This window comes from Brachybacterium sp. ACRRE, assembly GCF_022346485.1.
GTDB classification, from domain to species: Bacteria; Actinomycetota; Actinomycetes; order Actinomycetales; family Dermabacteraceae; genus Brachybacterium; species Brachybacterium halotolerans.
In genome coordinates this window covers 66,222-88,773 of the sequence record NZ_JAKRMO010000007.1, presented here as the reverse complement: position 1 = coordinate 88,773, position 22,552 = coordinate 66,222, and the positions used below count along the sequence as shown (strand labels likewise).

General features: G+C 71.5%; 22 protein-coding genes. 12 read left to right on the top strand and 10 right to left on the bottom strand.

Going from position 1 to position 22,552, the window contains the following annotated elements:
• Positions 1-60 precede the first annotated feature (60 nt).
• The 3 genes from MHY49_RS03630 to MHY49_RS03620 all read left to right on the top strand — a co-directional run bounded on the left by MHY49_RS03630 (position 61) and on the right by MHY49_RS03620 (position 3,336).
• Complete coding sequence (locus MHY49_RS03630; protein WP_239202658.1) at positions 61-1,131, top strand: 3-isopropylmalate dehydrogenase; 1,071 nt, start codon at positions 61-63, stop codon at positions 1,129-1,131.
• 176 nt (positions 1,132-1,307) lie between these two features.
• Complete coding sequence (locus MHY49_RS03625; protein WP_239202657.1) at positions 1,308-2,399, top strand: branched-chain amino acid aminotransferase; 1,092 nt, start codon at positions 1,308-1,310, stop codon at positions 2,397-2,399.
• Between the two features lie 40 nt (positions 2,400-2,439).
• Positions 2,440-3,336 carry an NAD-dependent epimerase/dehydratase family protein gene (locus tag MHY49_RS03620; RefSeq protein WP_239202656.1) on the top strand — a complete coding sequence of 299 codons (897 nt, stop codon included), beginning with the start codon at positions 2,440-2,442 and terminating at the stop codon, positions 3,334-3,336.
• 28 nt (positions 3,337-3,364) lie between these two features.
• Here MHY49_RS03620 and MHY49_RS03615 read toward each other — a convergent pair whose 3' ends face one another.
• The 5 genes from MHY49_RS03615 to MHY49_RS03595 form a co-directional block, all read right to left on the bottom strand.
• Positions 3,365-4,978, bottom strand: a complete 1,614-nt coding sequence (locus tag MHY49_RS03615; protein WP_239202655.1) for a cation:proton antiporter family protein — start codon at positions 4,976-4,978, stop codon at positions 3,365-3,367.
• Positions 4,979-5,082: 104 nt separating this feature from the next.
• A complete protein-coding gene (locus MHY49_RS03610) occupies positions 5,083-6,000 on the bottom strand; it encodes a patatin-like phospholipase family protein (RefSeq protein ID WP_239202653.1) in 918 nt (305 codons plus the stop codon).
• An 89-nt stretch (positions 6,001-6,089) separates the two neighbouring features.
• The gene (locus MHY49_RS03605; protein WP_239202651.1) at positions 6,090-6,737 is read right to left on the bottom strand and encodes a hypothetical protein; all 648 of its coding nucleotides are present in this window, start codon (positions 6,735-6,737) and stop codon (positions 6,090-6,092) included.
• Positions 6,734-7,834 carry a CPBP family intramembrane glutamic endopeptidase gene (locus MHY49_RS03600; RefSeq protein WP_239202649.1) on the bottom strand — a complete coding sequence of 367 codons (1,101 nt, stop codon included), beginning with the start codon at positions 7,832-7,834 and terminating at the stop codon, positions 6,734-6,736. Before MHY49_RS03600 ends, MHY49_RS03605 begins: the two co-directional genes overlap by 4 nt.
• A 93-nt stretch (positions 7,835-7,927) precedes the next feature.
• On the bottom strand, positions 7,928-8,875 hold the full coding sequence (locus MHY49_RS03595; protein WP_239202648.1) for a GNAT family N-acetyltransferase: 948 nt from the start codon (positions 8,873-8,875) through the stop codon (positions 7,928-7,930).
• Positions 8,876-8,987: 112 nt separating this feature from the next.
• Between MHY49_RS03595 and MHY49_RS03590 the strand changes: the two genes are divergently transcribed.
• From MHY49_RS03590 to MHY49_RS03575, 4 genes are read left to right on the top strand one after another with little or no spacing between them, the layout of a single operon-like run.
• Positions 8,988-9,800, top strand: a complete 813-nt coding sequence (locus MHY49_RS03590; RefSeq protein ID WP_239202647.1) for a class I SAM-dependent methyltransferase — start codon at positions 8,988-8,990, stop codon at positions 9,798-9,800.
• Positions 9,801-9,840: 40 nt separating this feature from the next.
• Positions 9,841-10,248 (top strand): YciI family protein, encoded by a 408-nt coding sequence (locus MHY49_RS03585; RefSeq protein ID WP_239202646.1) that lies wholly within the window; start codon positions 9,841-9,843, stop codon positions 10,246-10,248.
• A gap of 40 nt (positions 10,249-10,288) precedes the next feature.
• Positions 10,289-11,521, top strand: coding sequence for an RNA polymerase sigma factor (locus MHY49_RS03580; protein WP_370645963.1), 1,233 nt, complete (start codon positions 10,289-10,291; stop codon positions 11,519-11,521).
• A gap of 10 nt (positions 11,522-11,531) precedes the next feature.
• Positions 11,532-12,113: a glycine cleavage system protein R gene (locus MHY49_RS03575; protein WP_239202642.1), complete on the top strand. Its 582-nt coding sequence runs from the start codon at positions 11,532-11,534 to the stop codon at positions 12,111-12,113.
• Positions 12,114-12,160: 47 nt separating this feature from the next.
• Here the strand turns inward: MHY49_RS03575 and MHY49_RS03570 are convergent, their stop codons facing one another.
• The gene (locus tag MHY49_RS03570) at positions 12,161-12,409 is read right to left on the bottom strand and encodes a MoaD/ThiS family protein (RefSeq protein WP_239202640.1); all 249 of its coding nucleotides are present in this window, start codon (positions 12,407-12,409) and stop codon (positions 12,161-12,163) included.
• Between the two features lie 119 nt (positions 12,410-12,528).
• Between MHY49_RS03570 and MHY49_RS03565 the strand changes: the two genes are divergently transcribed.
• A complete protein-coding gene (locus tag MHY49_RS03565) occupies positions 12,529-13,818 on the top strand; it encodes a ThiF family adenylyltransferase (RefSeq protein ID WP_239202638.1) in 1,290 nt (429 codons plus the stop codon).
• Positions 13,815-14,549 carry a molybdenum cofactor guanylyltransferase gene (locus MHY49_RS03560; RefSeq protein WP_239202637.1) on the top strand — a complete coding sequence of 245 codons (735 nt, stop codon included), beginning with the start codon at positions 13,815-13,817 and terminating at the stop codon, positions 14,547-14,549. The genes MHY49_RS03565 and MHY49_RS03560 overlap by 4 nt, the downstream gene beginning before the upstream one ends.
• A gap of 22 nt (positions 14,550-14,571) precedes the next feature.
• On the opposite strand, the gene MHY49_RS03555 is transcribed toward MHY49_RS03560, so the two are convergent.
• From MHY49_RS03555 to MHY49_RS03545, 3 genes are all read right to left on the bottom strand, one after another.
• Positions 14,572-17,127, bottom strand: a complete 2,556-nt coding sequence (locus MHY49_RS03555) for an RNA helicase (RefSeq protein WP_239202635.1) — start codon at positions 17,125-17,127, stop codon at positions 14,572-14,574.
• Between the two features lie 75 nt (positions 17,128-17,202).
• Positions 17,203-18,096, bottom strand: coding sequence for a hypothetical protein (locus tag MHY49_RS03550; RefSeq protein WP_239202630.1), 894 nt, complete (start codon positions 18,094-18,096; stop codon positions 17,203-17,205).
• The gene (locus MHY49_RS03545; RefSeq protein ID WP_239202628.1) at positions 18,083-18,679 is read right to left on the bottom strand and encodes a hypothetical protein; all 597 of its coding nucleotides are present in this window, start codon (positions 18,677-18,679) and stop codon (positions 18,083-18,085) included. The genes MHY49_RS03550 and MHY49_RS03545 overlap by 14 nt, the downstream gene beginning before the upstream one ends.
• 190 nt (positions 18,680-18,869) lie before the next feature.
• Here MHY49_RS03545 and MHY49_RS03540 point away from each other — a divergent pair, with 190 nt between their 5' ends.
• The 3 genes from MHY49_RS03540 to MHY49_RS03530 all read left to right on the top strand — a co-directional run bounded on the left by MHY49_RS03540 (position 18,870) and on the right by MHY49_RS03530 (position 21,394).
• Positions 18,870-19,874, top strand: a complete 1,005-nt coding sequence (locus MHY49_RS03540) for a WXG100 family type VII secretion target (RefSeq protein ID WP_239202627.1) — start codon at positions 18,870-18,872, stop codon at positions 19,872-19,874.
• Positions 19,875-19,976: 102 nt separating this feature from the next.
• Complete coding sequence (locus tag MHY49_RS03535) at positions 19,977-20,213, top strand: hypothetical protein (RefSeq protein WP_239202625.1); 237 nt, start codon at positions 19,977-19,979, stop codon at positions 20,211-20,213.
• A gap of 146 nt (positions 20,214-20,359) precedes the next feature.
• Positions 20,360-21,394 (top strand): hypothetical protein, encoded by a 1,035-nt coding sequence (locus tag MHY49_RS03530; protein WP_239202623.1) that lies wholly within the window; start codon positions 20,360-20,362, stop codon positions 21,392-21,394.
• A 148-nt stretch (positions 21,395-21,542) separates the two neighbouring features.
• Here the strand turns inward: MHY49_RS03530 and MHY49_RS03525 are convergent, their stop codons facing one another.
• On the bottom strand, positions 21,543-22,487 hold the full coding sequence (locus MHY49_RS03525; protein ID WP_255719280.1) for a 3-methyladenine DNA glycosylase: 945 nt from the start codon (positions 22,485-22,487) through the stop codon (positions 21,543-21,545).
• Positions 22,488-22,552 lie beyond the last annotated feature (65 nt).

The following is a 22,552-nucleotide window of genomic DNA, read 5'->3' as shown; positions in this document are numbered from 1 at the left end:
GTCGAGCGCCGACGCCCCGCCGGCACCACCGCAGATCCGACGAAGGAGAACGCAGGAGCCATGAGCAGCACGAAGAGCATCCGACTCGCCGTCATCGAGGGCGACGGGATCGGCCACGAGGTCGTCCCCGAGGGGCTCAAGGTGCTGCGCGCCGCCCTCGCGCCCGAGGGCGTCGAGGTCGAGACCACCGACTTCGACCTCGGCGCGGGCCGCTGGCACCGCACCGGTGAGACCCTCACCGACGAGGACATGGAGCAGCTCGCCCAGCACGACGCGATCCTGCTGGGAGCCGTCGGCGATCCCGACATCCCCTCCGGGATCCTCGAGCGCGGGATGCTGCTGAAGCTCCGCTTCGGCTTCGACCACTTCGTGAACCTGCGCCCCACGCGCCTCGCTCCCGGCGTCACCTCGCCGCTCGCCGACCCCGGCGACGTCGACTTCGTCGTGGTGCGCGAGGGCACCGAGGGCCCGTACGTGGGCAACGGCGGCACCATGCGCGAGGGCACGGACCTCGAGGTCGCCACCGAGGTCTCGCTGAACACCGCCGTGGGCGTCGAGCGCGTGGTCCGCTTCGCCTTCGACCAGGCCGAGGCGCGCCGCCAGAAGCTCACCCTCGTCCACAAGCACAACGTGCTCGTGAACGCCGGGCACCTGTGGCGCCGGATCGTCGAGAAGGTCGGCGCCGAGCACCCCGATGTGGCCGTCGACTACCTGCACGTGGACGCCGCGACGATCTTCCTGGTCACCGACCCCGCGCGCTTCGACGTGATCGTCACCGACAACCTCTTCGGCGACATCCTCACCGACCTCGCCGGCGCGATCAGCGGCGGCATCGGGCTCGCCGCGAGCGGCAACATCAACCCCACGGGCGCCTTCCCCTCGATGTTCGAGCCCGTGCACGGCTCCGCGCCGGACATCGCCGGTCAGCAGAAGGCCGACCCCACGGCGACGGTGCTCTCCGTCGCCCTCCTGCTCGAGCAGCAGGGATACGCCGACGCCGCCGCCCGCGTGCGCGCAGCCGTCGACGAGGACCTCTCCCGCCGCGCCGAGCTCGGCGCGCGCACGACCACGCAGATCGGCGATGCCCTGGTCGCGGGCGTATCCGGCGACGCGGCCGTACGCGAGGGCTGACGAGGGCACCCGCCCCCGTCGGCCCGCCCCGTCGGCCACCTCGGTGTCGTCGGCCAGCCGGCCGTCGACCCGTCGCCCGCCGGCCGCACCCGTGCCGCCCGCGCATCGGCCGCACCCGCGCCGCATCGCCCCCGCCTCGCCGTATCCTGCACACGTCGCCCCGAAGGAGTCCTTCCATGTCCCATCTCGAGTTCCCGCTCACCGAGACCACCCGCAGCCAGTCCGCCGAGGACCGCGCGACGGTCCTCGCCAAGCCCGGCTTCGGCGAGCACTTCACCGACTTCATGACCCACGCGCGCTGGACGGCCGGGGACGGCTGGACCGGCGGCGAGGTCGTGCCCTTCGGCCCGCTCACGCTGAGCCCGGCCGCGGCCGTCTTCCACTACGCCCAGGAGATCTTCGAGGGCCTCAAGGCGTTCCGTCACGCCGACGGCTCCGTGTGGACCTTCCGTCCCGAGAAGAACGCCGAGCGCATGCAGCGCTCCGCCCGCCGCCTCGCCCTGCCCGAGCTGCCCACCGAGGACTTCCTCGCGTCGCTCACGGCCCAGGTCTCGGCCGACGAGCCGTGGGTGCCCGCCGCCGGCGGCGAGGACTCGCTGTACATCCGGCCGTTCATGTTCGCCTCCGAGGCGTTCCTGGGCGTGCGCGCCGCGCAGCAGGTCGACTACTACGTGATCACCTCTCCCGCGGGCGCCTACTTCCCGCGCGGCGTGCAGCCCCTCGTGGTCTGGGTCTCCGACACCTACGCCCGCGCGGGCGCCGGCGGCACCGGCGACGCCAAGTGCGGCGGCAACTACGCCTCCTCGCTGCTGGGCAAGAAGGAGGCCGCCGAGCACGGGTCCGACGAGGTCCTGTTCCTGGACTCCGAGACCCACACGACCATCGACGAGCTCTCCGGCATGAACGTCATGGCGATCACGAACGACGGGCGCATCCTCACGCCCGAGCTCACCGGCTCGATCCTGGAGGGCGTCACCCGTGACTCGATCCTGCAGCTCGCTCGTGACCGCGGCCTCGAGCCCGCCGAGCAGAAGATGAGCATGGACTGGGTGACGGACAGGATCGCCAGCGGCGAGATCGTCGAGATGTTCGCCTGCGGCACCGCGGCGGTGATCAACCCGATCGGCGAGTTCCGCTCCCCGCAGGGGTCGTGGACCGTCGGTGACGGCGGCTCCGGTGAGATCACCCTGTCCCTGCGCGAGGAGCTCACCGGCATCCAGACGGGCACGGTCGAGGACCGCCACGGCTGGCTGCACCGCCTGGCGTGACGACGACGCGCCGAGCGTGGGGCACTCAGAAACAGTCGGCATGAAGGTCCTGGTCACCGGCGGCACCGGGTTCATCGGAGCCGCCGTGGTGCACGAGCTGCGCGAGGCCGGGCACCAGGTGCTCGGCCTCGCGCACTCGCAGCGCTCGGCCGACGCCCTCGCGGCCGCCGGGGCTGAGCCGGTGCGGGGGAGCCTCGAGGATCCGGCCGCCCTGCACGCGGCCGCGGGGCGGGCCGACGCCGCGATCCATACGGCCTTCGACAACGCGAGCCCGCTGCGCATGCGCCGCGCCGCACGCGCCGAGCGCACGGCGCTCGAGGCGATCGCCGCCGCGTTCTCCGGGAGCCGGCGCCCCCTCGTCGCGGCGGGCGGCTTCGCGCCCGTGCGGCCCGTCGGCCCCGTGATCACCGAGGACGACAGCGTCGCCGACCGAGCGGGTCTGCTGGGCAGGAACGTCGAGCGCACGCTCATGTGCCTCGCCGCGGCCGGGACGAACGCCTCCGTGGTGCGGCTGCCGTGCGTGCACGGCGAGGGCGACCGCTTCACGCTGCCGCATCTCATCGCGCTCGCCCGCCGACACGGGCGCTCGTCCTTCGCGTGCGACGGCGCGAACCGGATCCCCGCTGTGCACCACGTCGATGCCGCGCGGGTCTTCGTCGGCGCCGTCGAGCGCGCCGTCCCCGGCTCGCGCTACGACGCCGTCGCCGAGGAGGGCGTTCCCTTCCGCGCCATCGCGGAGGCCATCGGCGCCGGGCTGGACGTCCCGACCGTGAGCACGCGGGGCCTGGACACGCTGCGGGCCTTCGGTGCGTATACGCCCTATGCGACTGGGGACCGGCCGGCCTCCAGCGCGATCACCCGGGAGCGGCTGGGCTGGGAACCGGCGGGGCCCGGGGTGCTCGAGGACCTGGCGCGGCCGGAGTACTTCACGAGCTGACGGGATGCTGGGGGACAGAGGCCCGCGCTCACCCGTCGGACCTCGGCATGCCGTCGGACCATTCCGCCCGCGCCTCGGCGGCGCGGTCGGCGAGGGTCTCCCCGGCGCCCGCGTAGAGGTGGACGACGGTCGAGAGGCCCGCGCGCTCGAACTCGTCGACGTCCTCCGTGTACTTCGCGATGGCCGCGATCACGCGACCCGGTCGTTCGCCGCCCACCAGGCGCAGTTCGCCGAGCGCCCCGAGGTTCGCGGTCTGCGTGGGCATCGCGAGGACCACCACGACCACGCCGGCGTCCTCCCGCACCCGCAGCCAGAAGTCGCGGTCCGTCGCATCGCCCTCGACCACACGGAAGCCGTGGGAACGCAGCGTGGTCACGAGCGCCGCGTCGTGCTCGACGCCGAGCACTCGGTAGCCGTGCACATCGCGCAGCTGGAGGTAGGCCATCCGGCCCACCCGCCCCATGCCGAGCACCACGGCCTCCGCGTTGGCCAGATCGATCGGCCGGTCGTCCCGGTGGAGACGCTCGGGGGCGTGCTTGGGCAGGCGCATCGCCAGGCGCGTGCCGAACGTGGTGGCCAGCGGGTTGCTCAGCGAGGACAGGATGAATCCACCGGTCACCGCGACCACCAGGGCATTGAGCCACTGCGTGGAGAGCCACCCGGCCTGCACGCCGACCGCGGCGAGGATCAGCGCGAACTCGGAGTAGTTCGCCAGCAGCAGCGACGCGAGCACGCTCGTGCGATTGCGCAGCCCCAGCAGCCACAGCAGCAGCCAGTACATGGCCGCCTGCACGGGCAGCAGGAGCAGCAGGGAGAGCCCGTCGATCACGTCCCGCAGCGTCGGCACGCCCTCGAAGCCGATCTCCACGAAGAAGCAGACCAGTAGCAGCTCCTTGAGCGTGAACATGGTGCGGGCGAGCTTGTCGGCGCCCGTGTGCTTGGAGAGGATCACGCCCATCAGCAGCGATCCCAGCCCGCCGGAGAGCCCCAGGTACTCGAAGAGGGCGTACCCGGGCACGAGCGCCATGGCGAGTCCGAACAGCGCCCCCAGATCGCCGTCGCCCAGGCGGTGCCAGCGTCTGGTGACGACCACCAGCGCCGGCACGACCACGAGCAGACCCAGCGACCACGGGCTCGGCGCGCTGCCGGTGGACACGGCGATCAGCACCACGGCGATCACGTCCTGCATGATCAGCACGCCGATGCAGATGCGCCCGTACAGAGACTGCTCGTCGTCGCGGTCGGCGAGGACCTTCAGCACCATGATCGTGGAGGAGAAGGAGAGCACCAGCGCGAGCTCGAGCAGCTTGTGCAGGGGCTCCGGGCCGGCGAGGCCGACGAGGCCCAGGACGGCGAGGAACACGGCGCCGATCACGGTCATGGCGAGCATGTGCGCGCCCGCCGTCAGCCACACCTCGATGCGTAGCAGCACGCGCAGGTCCAGGTGGAGTCCGATCGCGAACAGCATGAGGGCGACGCCCAGGTCCGCGAGCATCGGCAGTGCGGAGAGCTCGGCGACGCCGATCGCATGCAGCAGGAAGCCCGCGCCGAGGTATCCGATGAGGGGCGGGAGCCGCAGCAGGCGTGCCAGCAGGCCGAGTCCGAAGACCACGACCAGGTAGGTCACCAGCAGCTCGCCCATGCCTCCATCTTCCCTTACGCGAGCGCTCCGCAGGAGACGAACCGCACACCGATCTCAGGGCGCAGGCACGGCGGCCACGAGGTGGGGACGGCGGCGGATCCCCGTCATCCGGCGTGCTGCAGCCCCGTGCGGTGACCGGCGCGCGCCGTCTCCGAACGCTTGGAGAGATCCATGGCGCCCGCCCCGATGAGGGGCTGCGTCCGGGGATCAGGCACGATCACCTGCACCTCGGCTCCGGCCGCGCGCAGCTCCTCGACCTGTGCCGAGAGCTGCATGTTCCAGGCGAGGGGATGGCGGGTGCGCCCGCCGAAGGGGGAGAGCACCAGCACGCGCTCCATGCCGCGGGCGAGGTCGGCGTTCTCGTTGCGCCGGTAGCCGCCGTCGAGGAACCAGCGGTCCCCGATCCGGTAGGGGAGTCCGCTCGAGCAGCTCGCCGCGACCGCATCCACGAGCGGGACGCCCGCTTCGCGATCGAAGACGGCGCCCTCGCCGGTCTCGGCGTCGAGCGCCGTGATCCGCAGTGGGATCTCCGGCCATCGGGACGTGGGCAGCCGCCCGCCGACGATGCTCCGCCAGCGCTCGGTCCAGGCGTCGGAGCGAGCCTCCGGGAGGTCCAGCGCCGCGGCGCCCAGGAGTCGCCGCATGTGCGGGGCGTCCTCGGCGGCATCGATGATCCGCTGCGTGCGGGTCAGGTGGTCCACGGGCGGAGCAGCCCGCGGCGCATCCGGCGCGCCGTCGGCGCGTGGGGACGCGGCGCGCGGGCCGGCGGCAGGTGCAGCGGGCGGCGCCTCGAGGGCGGCCGCATAGAGCGCGGCGAGATCTCCGGAAGCCGCTTGAGCCGCGGCCGTCGCTCCTGCGGAGGTGCCGACGAGGAGGTCGGCGTCGGCCGCGTCGAGGCCGCCGTCGCGCAGGCCCGCGAGGAGGCCGATCAGCCAGGCGTTGCCCGTGGCGCCTCCGCCGCCGAGCACGACGGCCCAGCCGCTCGCTGCCGAGTGATGGGGGAGGGAGGACTCGGGTGCCATCTGATGCTCCTTCGGATCGTCGCCGTCCCTGCCGGGGCCGGACCGACGGCACATGCGTCGTCCCGTGCCTGCGCTCCGAGCGCCCCGGCTCAGGGCTCCGGGACGACGTCGAGGGTATCCGGCTCGGCGACGTCGTAGTACAGGCCGAGCAGTCGGCCCTCGGCGGTGAGGCTGACACGGACCATGGCGTCGGCGCGCTCCCGATGCTCCCGCGCGCTGACCAGCGTGACCTGTGCGATCACGCGTGCCTCCGGCCTCCCACGGCCGAGGCAGGCGCCGAAGACCGGCTCGACGCCCGCCAGCACCGGAGCGGCACCGGCCTCGCCCAGCGCGCGACGCATGCGAGGACTCGCGATCGCATCGAGGAGGTCGGCCTCGCCCGCCGCCGCGTGCTCCATCACCTCGACGGCGCGCGACACCAGCGCGGGGTCGGGGCTCTCCGCCTCGGCGAGCACCCGCTGGGGCGGGGAGGAGAAGCGCTTCTGCGCGGCCTGTCGGGAGATGCCCAGGACGCTGCCGATGTGCGCCCACGAGATCCCCTCGGCTCGCGCGGCGGCGACGAACCGGTGCAGGGTGCGGTCGGCGGAGGAGACCAGCTGCGCAGCGGCTGCGAGGGACTCCTCCCCGCCCATCTCCCCGCTCCCCAGGGCGCTCGTGCACAGAGACGCGGAGAAGCGCAGCTCCTCGAGGAGCTGCGCCTCCGCATCGGCCCGTCGGCCCGGTCTCTCGGTGCTCACCCCTCGATCCTGCCGGATCCGGGCGCCGACGGGGCGGGGGCCGACGCGAGGGGCGCGGAATCGGAGACGCCCGACGGGACGGGCGCGGACGGCAGCCCGCGCACGATCGGCCGCCGCGCCCTCCACGGGACCAGGACTGCAGCGGCGATCAGCAGCAGCACGACCCCGACGATCCCGGCCTGCGTGTCGATCAGCGGATTCAGGGCGGCGCCGGTCGCCATGGTGCTGACGATGCCGATGAGCGTGGAGCCGAGCGAGTTCACCGCCGAGTGCGCCCAGGCCGAGGGGATGGGGCTGCCGCCCGCGCGGTCGGCCAGGCCGCAGAACAGCAGCGACATCGCGATGCACGGGAGGATGAAGAACGGGATCGCGATGAAGCGGGCGACGCCCGGGTAGTTGTACCCGATCGCCATCACCGGCGTGTGCCAGAGCGCCCAGATCACGCCCATCACGAGCGCACCGCGCACCCGCCCCAGCGGGCGCAGGGCCGGCCACAGCCAGCCCCTCCAGCCGATCTCCTCACCGAGCGCGGCGACGGCCGTGATGACCAGGCCGAAGACCAGGTTGACCGCCATGATCAGGACGAAGGCGATCGGAGGGATGTCGGTGCCCGTGAGGTCGGAGATCTGCTGGGTGCCGACGGTCAGCCAGGTGCCGCCGGTGAGATCGCCCGGGACGCCGCGCAGCACCATGACCACCGAGGACAGCAGGATCACGGCCGCGATGGCGACGACGCCGATCACCGACCACGCGAGGATCCCGCGCCAGCGTCCGCGGAAGCGCAGACCCACTCGGGTGCGCCAGTTCGTCCTCTCCACGCCTTTCGCCATGATGATCGAGGCGAGCGCGGGCGCCCACATGCCCACCGCGATGACCAGGGTGAAGAACGGGTTCGCGATGCCGCCGGGCAGGAACCAGAAGGGCGCGGCGAACACGGCGAAGATGACATAGGCGAGCAGGACGAACAGGCCCACGCGCTTCCACGGCACGCGGTCGAGGACGACCGGCGGGACGATCCGCGGCGCCGGACGCTGCGGCGCTGCGGAGCTCGGAGGGACGGGATGCTCGGGTGCGGGGTTCTGGGCTGCGGTGCTCATGTCCTCGAGGCTCCGCCGCCGTCGACGGGGTGTCAACGTTTGGTGGACGCCTCTGGCCGATGGTCGGCGCGGGTCGAGACCAAAGACGGAGGGTCAGCTCTCGCCGGCCTGCCCCAGATCCCGCACCCGCCACACGGTGTCCTGCGCAACGTCGCCCGACGGGTGCGGCTCGATGTGGTCTTCGACGAATCCCTCTCGCGCATAGAAGGCGGCGGCGCGGGTGTTGCCGGCGAAGTGCTCCGTGAGGAGGCGCTCGGTGCCCACCGGCAGTTGCTCGATGATGCTGTCGACGAGGCGGGGTCCGAGCCCGTGGCCGCGGGCCTCGGGTGCGAGATAGAGCTTGTAGAGCACATGGTCCCTGCCGTGACGGCCGCGCTCGGCGACGCCCACGATCCGGCCGGCGGCGATCGCGACCACGTGATGCCCCTGGAAGACCGATCGCTCGATGGCATCGCGCGTCCACCAGCGGTCGACCTGGCCCTGCGCGGCGTCCTCGCCGATGATCGGTCCGTAATGGGCGGGGATCACGTCGGCCCCGAAATCGCGGATCGCCTCGACATCGCCTGGAGACGCGGGGCGGATCTCGATCCGATCGGTGGCGACTCCGTCGTGGACGCGTGCGGACCCTGCATCGTGTCCGGCCTCCCCCTGGGGAGGGGTCGCGTCGAGGGAACCGGGCGACGGGGTGATCGGGTGCGAGAAGTCGAGGGTGACTCCGGGGAGCGCCGTGAGGGCGACCGAGGCGGAGCGCTCGCCGAAGTCCATGTCCTGTGGGGCTCGCACCGCTCGCGCCCCGCGGTCGACGGCGGCGGTGAAGGCCCGGTCGACGTCGTCGGGCGTGAGGTGCAGGACGATGCCCGAGGATGTCGCTTCGCCGTCCGCGGGAGCGTTGAGCCACAGCGGTATCCCCGTGGCGGGCGTGAGGGACGCGAACGTGCCGAAGTCGGCCTCGATCTCCCAGTCGAGAATCGAGTGCAGTGCGGCGGCTGCGGCCGAGGGGTCGGTGACGATCAGGGTCAGGGCGCGGATGTCATCGGCCATGGGGTCGCTCTCTGTCTCGTCTGCGGGGTCTCTGATCGGATGCTAGCAATCTATAAGACCGACCGGAAGGAAACCCGTGGCGCCGCCGCCCCGTCGGCCCTAGCGTTGCGCCATGACCACTTCGTTCGACGAGCTGCTGCGGATCGGCGCGGAGGCCGACGTCTCCGGCTGGGACTTCTCCTGGCTCGACGGCCGCGCGACCGAGGAGCGCCCTCCATGGGGTTACGCACGACGGCTCGGCGAGCGCCTCGAGAGGGCGTCGGCCTCGCTCGACATCCAGACCGGCGGGGGAGAGGTGCTCGCCGGCGCATCGAGGTTCCCGCCGCTCGCGGTCGCCACGGAGTCCTGGCCGCCGAACATCGCGCGCGCCACCGCGCTGCTGCATCCGCGCGGGGTCGCCGTGGTCGCCGACCCCGATGAACCGCCGCTGCCCTTCGCCGACAGAGCCTTCGACCTGGTCACCAGCCGCCACCCGGCCACGATCCACTGGGACGAGATCGCCCGCGTGCTGCGACCCGGAGGGAGCTACTTCGCCCAGCACGTCGGCCCCGCGAGCGCCTTCGAGCTCATCGAGTTCTTCCTCGGCCCCCTGCCGGAGCAGCGCCGCGGGCGCGATCCCCAGGTCGAGGCCGACCAGGCCCGAGCCGCCGGTCTCGAGGTCGTCGACCTGCGCACCGCGCGGCTGCGCATCGAGATCTTCGACGTCGCCGCCGTCGTCTATCTGCTGCGCAAGGTGATCTGGTGGGTCCCGGGCTTCACCGTCGACGCCCACCGCGACCGCCTGCGCGATCTGCACGAGCAGATCCGGTCCGACGGCCCCTTCATCGCCCACTCGAGTCGTCACCTCATCGAGGCCCGGAAGCCCTCGCGATCCTCCTCGGAGGTTGATGTCGAGAACCGCCCGGCGGCTCCGACCCACGCATGACGACGGCGGCAGCCCGCCGCCCCGCACAAGGAGGAACCTCATGGCCCGATACCTGCTCCTCAAGCACTACCGCGGCGCTCCCCGGGGCGTGAACGACCATCCGATGGACACGTGGACGCCCGACGAGGTCACGGCGCACGTGCGCTACATGGAGGACTTCATGGACCGGCTGCGCGAGAGCGGCGAGTTCGTCGCCACCGGGGCGCTCGCCGAGGAGGGACTGTGGGTCCGCTACGGCGGCGAGGGGAAGCCGCCCGTCACCGACGGCCCCTTCCCCGAGTCCAAGGACCTCATCGCCGGGGGCATGGTCATCGACGTCGAGAGCCGCGAGCGCGCCATCGAACTCGCCGCCGAGCTCTCGGCCGAGCCCGGCAAGGACGGGCTGCCGATCCACGAATGGCTCGAGGTGCGTCCCTTCCTCGGCGAGGGCATGCCCTCCGAGGATTGAAGCATCCGCCGTGGGTCCCGAGGGAGGGACGCGCCCGCCGATCGACGACCGGCGAGTCCGAGAGCTGGTCCCCGCGACGATCGCAGCGATGCGTCGTCGCGGGGCCGACTTCGCCGACGCCGAGGACGCCGTCCAGGAGGCACTCGTCCAGGCGCTCGAGCGCTGGCCACGGGAACCGCCGCGCGACCCTGCCGCTTGGCTCGTCACCGTCGCGTGGCGACGCCATGTGGACGCCGTGCGCTCCGCCTCCTCCCGCCGCAGGAGGGAGGAGGCGGACCACGCGCTCAGCACGAGGCAGGCGGAGGACCGAGCGCACACGTATCCCGGTGTGACGACGCCCGGTGCCCAGGGCCTCGACGACACCCTCGAGCTCTTCTTCCTGTGCGCCCACCGAGCGCTCAGTCCGTCCGCCGCCGCCGCACTCACCCTCCGCGCGGTCGGCGGACTGACCACGAGACAGATCGCTGCCGCCCACATGGTTCCCGAAGCCACGATGGCCCAGCGCATCAGCCGCGCCAAGCGCACGATCGCCGGACGTCGCCTCGTTGAGCCCGGCGACGTCGCCACCGTGGCGCAGGTGCTGTACCTGATCTTCAACGAGGGATACCGGGGAGAGGTCGACCTCGCGTCGGAGGCGATCCGTCTGGCCCGCCAGCTGCATCGCGCCGTGGACCATCCCGAGGCGGCCGGACTGCTTGCGCTCATGCTCCTGCACCATGCGCGGCGTCCCGCCCGGTTCGCCGCGGACGGGGCCCTCGTCCCGCTCGCGGACCAGGACCGCTCGCTGTGGGACGCCCACGGCATCGCCGAGGGCGTGGAAATCCTCCAGTGCGCCCTCTCGCTCGGCTCGCTGGGGCCGTTCCAGGCCCAGGCGGCCATCGCCGCGCTGCACGCGGACGCCCGCACCGTCGAGGAGACCGACTGGGTGCAGATCGTCGGCTGGTACGACGACCTGCTGGCACTCACCGAGAGCCCCGTGGTGGCGCTGAACCGCGCGATCGCCGTGGGGGAGGCCGATGGCGCGCTCGCCGGCCTGGCCGCACTCGCCGAGGTCGCCGAGGACGTGCCCCGCCGCACGGCCGCCGCCGCATACCTGCACGAGAAGGCGGGGCGGACCGAGCTCGCCGCAGAGCTCTACGCTCGTGCCGCGCGGAATGCGGGCAGCCTGCCTGAGCGCGAGCACCTGCTGCGCCAGGCCGCCCGCCTCGGCGGCGGTGATGCTCGGGCGATGTCCGACCGACGCACCGCGACGCGCCCTGACGGCGTCGTCTAGGCTCGGCCGCATGACGCAACTCGTGCTGACCGCGATCGGTGAGGATCGCGAAGGACTCGTCTCCGCCCTGGCCCGCGTGGTCGAGACACAGGGAGGGAACTGGCTCGACAGCCAGTTCGCCCGTCTCGCCGGAACCTTCGCGGGCATCGTCCTCGTGGAGATCCAGGAGGAGCGCGCCACGGCGCTCGAGGCCGCCGTGGCGGACCTGCTCTCCGAGGTCGGTTGGAGCATCGAGGTGACCCGCGCGCCGGAGGGCGCGGACGGTGCACGTGATCGTGCGCCCGGTTCCGCCATGCCCCACGAGCAGCCGCTGCGCGTCCACCTCCTCGGTCAGGACCGACCCGGGATGGTCCATCAGGTCAGCCGCGCGCTGGCCGAGCAGGGCGTGAGCATCGAATCCTTCCGCTCCTGGACGCTGGACGCCCCTGAAGGCGGCGGGGTGCTGTTCGAGGCCGAGGCGCTCGTCCGCCTGCCGGGCGCCGACGGGGAGGCGGGCGACATCGAGATGGTGCGCCGCGTGCTCGAGCCGATCGCGAACGACCTCATGGTCGACCTGGATCTCGAGGACGCCGCCGCGCCGACGGGCACCTGACCTCGGCGTCGCGCCAGCCGCCCACTCGCGTCAGACGCCCGCTCGCGTCAGCCGCCCGCGAAGGGCGGCAGCACGTCCACGCGATCGCCGTCCACGGGGCCGTCGTCCCGTCGCACCACGCCGTCGACGAGGAACGACCCGGTGGCGAGCACGCGCCGCATGGGCTCACCGAAGCGCTCGACCAGCCGGGTGCGCAGAGCACCCAGCGTGGGGGCATCGCCCGGATCCCAGGTCTCCTGCTCGGTGCCGGCGGCGTCGGCCGCGGCGGCGAAGAAGCGAACGGTGAGCGTGGACATGCGCCCAGTCTAGGAGCCCGAGGGAGAGCAGACGGCGGCCCTCGGCAGCGGACCCGACCGGACACACCTCCTGCACCCGCGCGACCTCCGCGCATCCCTCGCGCCTACCATGGGCAGCTATGGACCCTCTCGCTCATCCTGCTGTGGAGCCGCTGGTCGCGCCGGGGCCGCCGCTCACCGCCGAGCAGGCCGAGCGCGCCCGACGCCAGCTCTCGCTGCCGGGCTTCGACGAGACCGCGCAGCGTCGCCTCGCCGCGGCCCGTGTGCTCGTGATCGGCGCGGGAGGGCTCGGCAGCGCGAGCGTCCCCTACCTCGTGGGCGCAGGCGTCGGCACGATCGGCATCGTCGACGACGACGTCGTGGACCTCGTGAACCTGCATCGGCAGGTCGCCCATCGCACGGCGGACGTCGGCCGACCCAAGACCGCGTCGCTCGCCGACGCCGCGCACGCCCTGGATCCGGCGGTGAGAGTCCACGAGCATCGTGTGCGGCTCACCGCCCTCAACGCGCTCGAGGTGCTCTCCGGCTACGACCTCGTGCTCGACGGGAGCGACAACTATCCCACGCGCTATCTCGTCGATGATGCCGCGCGGCTGAGCGGCATCCCGCTCGTGTGGGGAGCGATCCTCCAGCACCACGGGCAGGTCTCCGTCGCCTGGCACGAGCAGGGCCCCGGATACCGCGACCTGTTCCCCGCGCCCCCTGCTCCCGAGGACGTGGTCAGCTGCAGCACGGGCGGCGTGCTGCCCGGCCTGTGCGGCACCGTCGGGACGCTGATGGCGACCGAGGCGCTCAAGCTGATCTGCGGGGTGGGCCGTCCCCTGATCGGCCGCGTCCTCGTCTACGACGCGCTCAGTGCCCGCACCCGCGAGATCCCCTTCGCCCGTGATCCGCAGGCCGAGCCGGTGACCGGACTCGTCGACTACGAACTGTTCTGCGCCGGCCCCGACGCGCCGCCCTCGATCGGGGCCGAGGAGCTCGCCGCGCTGCTACGCGATATGCGGGATGCCCAGGGCGCGGGAGGCGACGCGTCCGAGGACGGCGACCGGGCCGCCGCGGCGCCGCTGATCCTCGACGTGCGCGATCCCGAGGAGGCGGCCCGCCTGCGGATCCCCGGTGCCCGACTGCTGCCGCTCGCCGAGCTCGAGGCCCGCGCCGAGGGCAAATCCGAGGGCGACCTCCTGGCGGGCCTCGCCCCGGCCCCGGGCGCGCGGCGGTCGCTCATCGTGCACTGCGAGCGCGACCCGCGCTCGGTGCGCGCTGCGCGCCTGCTCTCCGCTCACGGGGCCGACGACGTCCGCTACGTGCGCGGCGGCATCCAGGAGCTCGCGCGCCTCGCCCCCGAGGTGCTCGAAGGCACCTCGTCGGTCACGAGCGCCTCCTCGGTCCTCGAAGGCGACAGGACATGAGGACTGCGGCGGCGATGATCGTGCTCGGCGGCGGCGAGGGCCGGCGTCTGGGCGGCGTCTCCAAGCCCGATCTCGTGCTCGGCGGCCGACGACTCCTGGACCTGGTGCTCGACGCGGGCTCCGGCTGCGCGCCACGGGTGGTCGTCGCCCCGGACAGCGTGGAGGTGCCGAGCGGCGTGCTGCGCACCCTGGAGGACCCGCCCGCCGGAGGCCCCGTCGCAGGCATCGCCGCCGGACTGGCGCTGCTGCGCGCCCACGAGGAGGAGCAGTCCGGTCGCGATCCCGAGGCCGGCGAGCCCGAGGACGGCGCCGCCGACGGACCGAACGACGTGCTCGTCGTCGCGTGCGATCTTCCCGGTGCCGCGGGTTTCATCGGCCCGCTGCAGGCTGCGCGGGCCGAGCAGGTCGGGCATCGGAACCCCGGCGGACCGGACGGGCCGACCGGATCGGAAGAAGCGGCTGGTGAGGCAGGGGCGGACGTGCGGACCGATGCGCACGCCGCCTGCGACGGGGTGATCGCCGCGCACGCCGATGGCCGCCGCGAGCTGCTCGCGGTCCTCGCCGATCGCGCCGCGCTCGACGCGTCGATCCGCGAGGGAGGCGCCCGCGACCGGTCGGTGCGCTCGCTGCTCGCCCCGCTCTCGCTCGAGCCCGTCGTGGTCCCGGAGGTCGCGATGGAGGACGTGGACACCTGGGAGCAGCACGCCGCGTGGGAGCGCCGGGCGCTCTAGGACGCAGGGGAGCGGGGCGCCCTCAGACCGGCTCGGCCCCGAACTCGCCGACGTGGGTGATTGCGAGGACGGGCTCGCCGGCCTCGTCGGTCGCCTCGAGATCGAGCTCGGCCTCGATGCCCCAGTCGTGGTTGCCGTCGGGATCGTCGATCACCTGACGGATGGTCCAGCGCTTGGACTCCTCGCGGATCTGCAGGAGCTGCGGGGAGCGTGCGGGAGCGTCGATGCCCACGTGGTCGTAGGTGTCGTAGTACTCGTCCAGGGCGTTCGCCCATGCCCTGCGATCCCAGCCGGAGGCGCCGTCGAGCTCGCCCAGGCGCTCCTCGCGCTCGAAGGCGAAGTGCTCCACACGCTGCCAGAGGGCGGCGCGGACCATCTGGCGCAGCACCTTGGTCTGGGCGGAGAGACCCCGCGGGGACGTCGGCCGCACCTCGCTCGCGGCATCGGCCTCGTCCTCGGGATGGGTGAGCGCCTCCCACTCGTCGAGCAGGGAGGAGTCGATGCCGCGTACGAGCACGCCCAGCCACTCGATGACGTCCTCGAGCTCGTCGGTGCGGAGGTCCTGGGGGATCGTGCGGCTGAGGGCCCGGAAGGCGTCGGAGAGGTAGCGCAGCACGATGCCCTCGGAGCGCTGCAGGCCGTAGCGCTGCACGAACTCGCTGAAGGTCTGGCCCGTCTCGTACATCTCGCGCACGATCGACTTCGGCGAGAGGTCGCCCTCGCGCACCCACGGCCGGTTCTTCCGGTAGATCTCGAGCGCGGCCTCGAGGTCCTCCTCGAGTGGCTTGGGCCAGGTGACCTCGTCCAGCAGGGCCATGCGCTCGGTGTATTCGACGCCGTCGGCCTTGAGCTCGGCGAGCAGCTCCCCGCGGGCCGCGTTCTGCTGTGCCAGCAGGATCTGCATCGGGTCCTCCAGGATCGCCTCGATGATCGAGACGGTGTCCATCGTGAGGGACTCGGAGTCCTCGTCGAGCGAGTCGATGACGGCGATCGCGAAGGGCGCGAGCGGCTGGGTCATCGTGAAGTCCAGCTGCAGGTCCTCGACGAGCGCGATGCGCCGGCCCAGGTGGTCGTCCTTCTCGAGCGTCTCGATGATCTCCGCCTCCCGCAGGCCGCGGAAGATGTCGGCCGCCTGCTTGACCAGTCGCAGCTTCTGGTTGCTCGTCTGATGGGACTCCATGATCAGGTGCCGTGCCGAGGCGACCGCGCTGCCGGGACGGGCGATGAGCGCGAGCTCCATCGACGGGGTGATCTGCAAGTGCGGGCGCAGCGTCTCGGGCGGGGACTCGATCAGCTTGGTCATGTTCTGCTCGGTCCAGTTGATCGCACCGTCGGGGATCCGCGGCTTGGGCTCCTTCTTGCGCTTCTTCGCGCTGTTGGGCGCTTTGCCGGCCTCCTCCCGCGCCTTCACGCGCGCCTGCTCCTTCGCGAACTCCACGGCCCACTCGGGCGCCTGCACCACGACGTGGCCGACGGTGTCGTAGCCCGCGCGGCCCGCGCGCCCGGCGATCTGGTGGAACTCGCGCGCATTGAGCAGGCGCATGCGCTTGCCGTCGAACTTCGCGAGGCCCGTGAGCAGCACGGTGCGGATCGGCACGTTGATGCCGACCCCCAGGGTGTCGGTGCCGCAGATGATCTTCAGCAGACCCGACTGGGCGAGGCGCTCGACGAGCCGGCGGTACTTCGGGAGCATGCCGGCGTGGTGGACGCCGATGCCCTGGCGCACGAGCTTCGAGAGGGTCTGCCCGAAGCCCTTGGAGAAGCGGAAGTCGCCGATGAGCTCGCGGATCCGCTCCTTCTCGTCGGTGCTCAGGATCTTCGTGCCCATCAGCGCGGTCGCCTGGTCCAGGGCGTCCTTCTGCGTGAAGTTCACGATGTACACCGGGGCGTCGCGGTCCTCGAGGACGGTCTGGATCGTGTCCGGCAGCGCATCGAGCGACCAGCGGAAATCCAGCGGCACGGGCCTGGGGGCGTCGTCGACGACGGTGACCTCCCGGGCCGTGCGCGCCTCGAGGTCCTCGACGAAGAAGGAGACGTCGCCCAGGGTCGCGCTCATGAGCACGAACTGGCACGCGGGCAGCTCGATGAGCGGCACCTGCCAGGCCCAGCCGCGCTGGGAATCCCCGTAGTAGTGGAACTCGTCCATGACGGCCACGCGCATGTCGGACGTCGGCCCGTCGCGCAGCGCATGGTTCGCGAGGATCTCCGCGGTGCACACGATGATCGGGGCGTCATGGTTCACCGAGGAATCGCCGGTCATCATGCCCACGTTCTCGGCCCCGAACATCGCGACGAGATCGAAGAACTTCTCCGAGACGAGCGCCTTGATCGGCGCCGTGTAGTACGCCTTCTCGCCGCGGGCCATCGCGGCGAAGACCGCCGCGTACGCGATCGTCGTCTTCCCCGATCCCGTGGGCGTCGCCGCGATCACGTGATCGCCGGCGGCGATCGCCAGCAGCGCCTCCTCCTGGTGCGGATACAGAGAGCGTCCCGAGGCCTCCTGGGAGGCGATGAATCCGTCGACGATCTGCTCCTGATCGGCGGGCGCAGGCGGGAGGAAGGAGGTCAGCGAGGGCATGGGGACAGTCTGCCAGGGGAGGGGGACGGCCCGGAGCGCGAGGCACATTGCACGGTGTGCCCGAACGAGAGACCCTCACGGCTCCGATCGGAACTCGGTCACAGAGTCCACAAGCCGCCGGATGTCGCTTCGTGTCGCGGTCCCTGCCCGGAGCTTTGCGGACGGATCCGAGGCCCCACCATCAGCCGTCGACGTTTGAGCATCGACGACGACCGCCGCGCCGTCGTCCGAGAAAACGACGAGGGCTGAGTCGGTCGCTCCGTCTGGGCGGTGCACGGTCGAGATTCGCGATCGTGTCGTCGGGGCCGCTAACAGGGGGCCCACCTCGGAGTCCGAGAGTAGACCATCCCAATCACTCTCGACCACAGTCCGAACAGTGCGCGGCGAACCTGCTTCACGCTCATCTCCCGGAGCAGGTGCCGAGAACTTCGTCAGCCGTTCCTGAAGGAGCTCACGAGCCCGGTCGCGAGAGCACATGAGGAACTGATGCAGTCCATCGGGCGAGACCCGTTCGATAAGCGTGGACTCATCGGTGTCGACGTAGCAGTTCACGATCTCCGCCCCGTCCTTCAGGGGCGCGTCGACTCGCACGAGCAAAGGGCTGAGCACGACACGCCCTTGGATACCCGCGAGCAACGCATTGGGAGTGACACTGTCCGGCGAGGCGACCACGGGGCGTCCCTCGACGCGCGCGAGCACGGAATCGGGTGCGAGGAGTCCTCGGGCGACCATCGAACGCGTGGCGCTGAGTCGGGCCTCCCGCCGTGAGAATCCGGAGCCGTTGCGCTCTCGGGCCGAGATCCACGGTAGGTCCAGTCCAACAGGCTCGGTCGAATCATGGAGGACCAGGAGCTCTTCGTCGGTCAGGGTGATCAATACCCTCAACGGTTGCACTTGAGGATCGAACTGGGCGCGCAAGGCCCCAGCGGCGACTACGGTGCGTTCTGGAATGCCGTCACGAGTGAGCATCGCGTCCTCTTGCGTGGGATGCCTGGTCAGGTTGCACATCACGCAACTTTGCATCGTGCTGCAGTGCGGAGGCGATGAACGTGCGGTGGGCGTCGATCGCGGCTCGCACAGGACGCGCAGGTGCGAGGAGATCTCGACCATGGTCGAGTGGTGATTCGCCCCGCCACAGGGCGAATCGCGCGGCCGTCAGGGGGACGCGGATCCGTCGGCCATCGTTCAGTACGACCATGGTGGCGCCACGGGTCATGAACGATCGATCGACCTCGACGATCCGCACTCGTTCCCAAGGGATACGGCGCGTGCGGAGCGTCCCGACGATCACGAGGCCTTTGGAGGTCACGGTGAACGACTGGCGAAGTCCCAAGCCGAAGAGGATCGAGGGCACCCCGACGAGCCCGACACCCACCACGAGCGAGAGAGGCACCAGGGATCCTGTGAGGTGCACGCCGTGGACATTCACCGCGACCGCAATGAGCAGCATGCAGGCGACCAGGAGCACGTAGAGAGCAACGACCCATCCCGCACTCCGGGCCCTGTAGAGCACCCGAGGAGAGGTAGCGGGTGAAGCGGCGAGCACGGCCATGTGTGCGGATGCTCCTTCACTTCCGTCTGAGTCCACTGGTCGCATGTGGATCAGTGCATCGTGGTCTACAGACTATCGAGAGTGCTGACGTAGTCGATGGGGAGTTCTCCCCATGGCCGCACCTGCGCCGTCGACATAACGTGTCGGCGATAACGTCGGCGAACGCCCGGCGGAACAGGACGGGTGTGCAATGGTCTTCATCGGCGCGGACACTGTCGGACTTCGGTCCACTTCGGCGGAGGTGGAGAAGCGAGCCTCGCAGCTGGAGGGACTCTGCCAGGAACTGGAGCGCTTGGTCTCCGCCGTGCACTGGCAAGGGGCCGATGGTGAGGCTTTCCGTCGCTCGTGGCACGGGGTGGTCCGAACACGATTCGGTGAGGCCGCCGAAATGCTCCATGCGCGGGCTCGACTTCTGGAGCAGAATGCCGACGAGCAGGATGAGGCGAGCGACAGCGACGCAGGAAGCGGCGGGTCGAATGACGACGGGTGGGGCGAGGACCGAAAAGGAGGCTCCAGTCGGGCAGTGGAGAGCGAGTCGGGTCATGAATCCGATGGCTTCTTCGGTGATCTCCTGGGTGGTCCGCAAGCCGCGCTCTGGGGCAACCTGGGGTGGAACTCCGTCAGTTTCGGACTCGATGCGTGGGGCATGGTCCCCGGCCAGGTCGCGACCGCGGTCGGTTTGCCCTTCGATCTCGCGAGCACTGGCATCGGCCTCTACGACGCAGCGCAATCGTTCCAGGACGGAGAACTGTACGGGACCGTGGACGGTCTCGTGTCAGCAGGTGTCAATGGCGCGGACTCCGCGTTCGGCGTGCTGAGCCTCATCCCCGAGCCCCACGTGGCGGTGGTCGGCGAAGTCGGAGGAATCTTCACGGGGGCACTCGACATGGCGTGGTCTGGCGCAACCGCCGCAGCACAGGTCGACGCCATGGAGGGAGGAGACCACGGGGGATCCACCTCCCGGTTCCTCGCGGAGCAAATGGGTGTGCCCGATTCTGCGTTGGACGGTGCCGAAGACCTGTACGGCACAGCGACCGAGTACGTTCGAGACAAGGTTCCTGTGCTCGATCCGATGATCGATGCCTCGCAGAGCGTCGTGGAGAACGCCGTCCCGAGTGACGTGCAGTCCTCGATCGAAGATTGGTCTGGGGGTGCGTCTGACTGGGTGGATGACCACGTCCCCTGGTGGCACTGAAGGCGCTCCCAGCAAGCGCGGAGCTGACGGAAGTGGGCAAATCTGCTGATGGAAGGGAAAGCTCCACGCGCCACCCGAACGCCCCCACGGAAGGACTCACGCATGACCCCCAAGCGATCCGACGACCCCGCCGCCCGCGAGCGCGAGGAGCACGCGCCCGCCCCCTCCGACTACTGGGACGAGGAGCGACGACACGCCGCGATCCCCGCCGAGATCCGCATCGATCCGACCTCTCGGAGAACGGATTCCGAGGAATCCGAGAGCGACTGCGACGCCTCCGAGGAATCGCCCGAGCCCTCCAGGGGAAATGCTGATACCGGTCGCGGAGGATCGCTCTGAGGAAACGGGTTTCGGTTCCCGGCGATGCGTCCCGCCTTGTCCGGATCGGACCGGTTGGCGTGACTTTTGTGTGACGCGTCACATGGTCTACGGTGGCGCCCGCGGCCCTCCCGGGCCCGTCCCGATCCCACCCGAAAGGACCTCCGGTGATCATTCCTCGCACCGTTTCCGAATCCTCCTCGCGGCCCGGCTCCTCGCGTCTGCGCCGCTGCCTCCACCTCGCCGGCGGCGGTCTTTTCGCTGCAGGGCTCGTCATGGGCAGTGCATCGTTCGCCGGCGCCGACCCGGGCGACAACGACTGGGGCGGCGAGAGCCACGCCCCGTCGGTCACCGAGCAGAAGGCGGCCGCGGACTACTGGACCCCCGAGCGCATGGAGAACGCGAAGTCGGCCGACTCGCTCGTCGCCGACAAGGACGTCCCGAGCGGGGACGTCGCCTCCTCGGACCCCAGCACCGTGCCCTCCCAGAAGGCCGACCCGGCCGTCCAGAAGTCCGTGCAGAAGCAGGCTGCGACGGACGGGGCCGAGACCGCCGCCGCAGGCGGCACCGACCACATCGGCAAGGTGTTCTTCACGCAGGGCGGCACGGACTACGTGTGCTCCGGCAATGCCGTCTCCTCGGGCAACAAGTCCACCGTCGCGACCGCCGGCCACTGCACCAACGAGGACGGCGCCTGGGCCACGAACTGGACCTTCGTGCCCGGCTACGACCACGGTGACGCCCCCTACGGCAAGTGGACGGCCTCCGACCTCTACTCCACGCAGCAGTGGATCAGCAGCGAGGACATGAACTACGACGCGGCCTTCGCGGTCGTCTCGCCCGAGAGCGGATCGGCGAGCCTCACCGACACCGTGGGCGGCTCGGCCGTGGCCTTCAACGCGGAGCGCGGCCAGCAGTACACCTCGTACGGCTACCCGGCCGCCGCGCCGTTCGACGGCGAGAGCCTCGAGAACTGCCAGGGCACCGCGTTCGACGACACCCTCGGCGACACCGACGACCAGGGCATCGACTGCGACATGACCGGCGGGTCGTCCGGCGGTCCCTGGTTCCTGGGCGGCGACGCCTCGGGCGCGCAGAACTCGGTGAACAGCTTCGGCTACACCAGCCAGGCGAACGTGATGTACGGGCCGTACTTCGGCGACGTCATCCAGTCCACCTACCAGCAGGCCGCGAGCTCCTGATCCAGGCCTTCGCGCAGTTCCCCACGGACGGGTCGGCACCTGCGGGTGCCGGCCCGTTCTGCGTGCAGCGGCCGGGAGCGCGGCGATCGGGTGTGCGGCGTCCGCGTCGCGCTCATCGACCCGGCGGGTCTCGTCCTCGCGTGCGCCGTCAGCGGGCCGCGGGCAGCAGCGCGGCGAGCGGCTCGACGTGCGCGAGGATCCGCTCGCGCAGCTCGTCGGCGCCCGCGGCGAGCTCCCGCTGGCGCCGCTGGTACTCGGCCTTGCCGTCGGCCGTCTCGATCGGGACGGTCCCGTAGCCGAGCGGGCGCACGTCGTACGGGCTCGCCTCCATATCCAGCACGCGGGTCGCGCGGGCGTGCTCGAAGCAGTCGAGGACCAGGTCGGAGGGCACGAGGGGCACGAGCTTCATCGCCCACTTGTACAGGTCCATGCCCACGTGCAGGCAGGCGGGGTTGTCGCGGCGCACCTGCGTCTCGCGCGTGGGCGCGATCGCGTTGCGCGGCGCGGCCTCGGGCGTGAAGAAGCGGAACGCGTCCACGTGGGAGCACACGAGGCGCTCGCGCTCGACGACCGCATCGGTCTGCTCCCGCCCCAGTCGCAGCGGCAGGTCCTCGTGGCGCTGCGCCCCCTCGGGCAGGCGGTAGACCATCGCCCACTCGTGCAGCCCGAAGCACGCGAGGTTCGGCCGGCGCTCGCGCAGCGAGGACGAGCGGAGCAGACGGGCCATGAATCCCAGCGCGTCGGCCCTCTCGGCGAGATAGCGGTCGACGTCGGCTCGGCGCAGCATCGAGGGGCCGCGGTGCGGGGCCCCGGTGCGCGACGCCGAGTCCGTGGGTGCCGTGCCGCCGGACCGGTCGAGATACCACGAGCGCACCCCGTCATGGACGTCGCCCACCGTCCCGTCGCCCGGCCCCGGATCCGCCGCCGCGTCGTAGGCGACCTCCCAGCCGGGATGCCAGCGCCGCAGGCGTGCGGGGGAGAACGGGTAGTAGGTGAACAGGAAGTCCTCGACGGGGTGCTTCTCGCCGCGTCGGCGACGCTCCCGGTGCTCCGCGGTCAGGGCGTCCGCCCGCTCCTCGTGCGCGCGGCGCAGCCTCCTCGCCTCGTCGGCCGAGAGGACGGCGCGCGGGGCAGGGACGGGGGCCGGGACCGGGGCCG

Excerpts from the sequence above, each read along its gene's own strand:
- MHY49_RS03630 (WP_239202658.1), top strand. The coding sequence starts at position 61 with ATGAGCAGCACGAAGAGCATCCGACTCGCCGTCATCGAGGGCGACGGG.
- MHY49_RS03625 (WP_239202657.1), top strand. The coding sequence starts at position 1,308 with ATGTCCCATCTCGAGTTCCCGCTCACCGAGACCACCCGCAGCCAGTCC.
- MHY49_RS03620 (WP_239202656.1), top strand. The coding sequence starts at position 2,440 with ATGAAGGTCCTGGTCACCGGCGGCACCGGGTTCATCGGAGCCGCCGTG.
- MHY49_RS03615 (WP_239202655.1), bottom strand. The coding sequence starts at position 4,978 with ATGGGCGAGCTGCTGGTGACCTACCTGGTCGTGGTCTTCGGACTCGGC.
- MHY49_RS03610 (WP_239202653.1), bottom strand. The coding sequence starts at position 6,000 with ATGGCACCCGAGTCCTCCCTCCCCCATCACTCGGCAGCGAGCGGCTGG.
- MHY49_RS03600 (WP_239202649.1), bottom strand. The coding sequence starts at position 7,834 with ATGAGCACCGCAGCCCAGAACCCCGCACCCGAGCATCCCGTCCCTCCG.
- MHY49_RS03595 (WP_239202648.1), bottom strand. The coding sequence starts at position 8,875 with ATGGCCGATGACATCCGCGCCCTGACCCTGATCGTCACCGACCCCTCG.
- MHY49_RS03590 (WP_239202647.1), top strand. The coding sequence starts at position 8,988 with ATGACCACTTCGTTCGACGAGCTGCTGCGGATCGGCGCGGAGGCCGAC.
- MHY49_RS03585 (WP_239202646.1), top strand. The coding sequence starts at position 9,841 with ATGGCCCGATACCTGCTCCTCAAGCACTACCGCGGCGCTCCCCGGGGC.
- MHY49_RS03575 (WP_239202642.1), top strand. The coding sequence starts at position 11,532 with ATGACGCAACTCGTGCTGACCGCGATCGGTGAGGATCGCGAAGGACTC.
- MHY49_RS03570 (WP_239202640.1), bottom strand. The coding sequence starts at position 12,409 with ATGTCCACGCTCACCGTTCGCTTCTTCGCCGCCGCGGCCGACGCCGCC.
- MHY49_RS03565 (WP_239202638.1), top strand. The coding sequence starts at position 12,529 with ATGGACCCTCTCGCTCATCCTGCTGTGGAGCCGCTGGTCGCGCCGGGG.
- MHY49_RS03560 (WP_239202637.1), top strand. The coding sequence starts at position 13,815 with ATGAGGACTGCGGCGGCGATGATCGTGCTCGGCGGCGGCGAGGGCCGG.
- MHY49_RS03555 (WP_239202635.1), bottom strand. The coding sequence starts at position 17,127 with ATGCCCTCGCTGACCTCCTTCCTCCCGCCTGCGCCCGCCGATCAGGAG.
- MHY49_RS03550 (WP_239202630.1), bottom strand. The coding sequence starts at position 18,096 with ATGCTCACTCGTGACGGCATTCCAGAACGCACCGTAGTCGCCGCTGGG.
- MHY49_RS03545 (WP_239202628.1), bottom strand. The coding sequence starts at position 18,679 with ATGGCCGTGCTCGCCGCTTCACCCGCTACCTCTCCTCGGGTGCTCTAC.
- MHY49_RS03540 (WP_239202627.1), top strand. The coding sequence starts at position 18,870 with ATGGTCTTCATCGGCGCGGACACTGTCGGACTTCGGTCCACTTCGGCG.
- MHY49_RS03535 (WP_239202625.1), top strand. The coding sequence starts at position 19,977 with ATGACCCCCAAGCGATCCGACGACCCCGCCGCCCGCGAGCGCGAGGAG.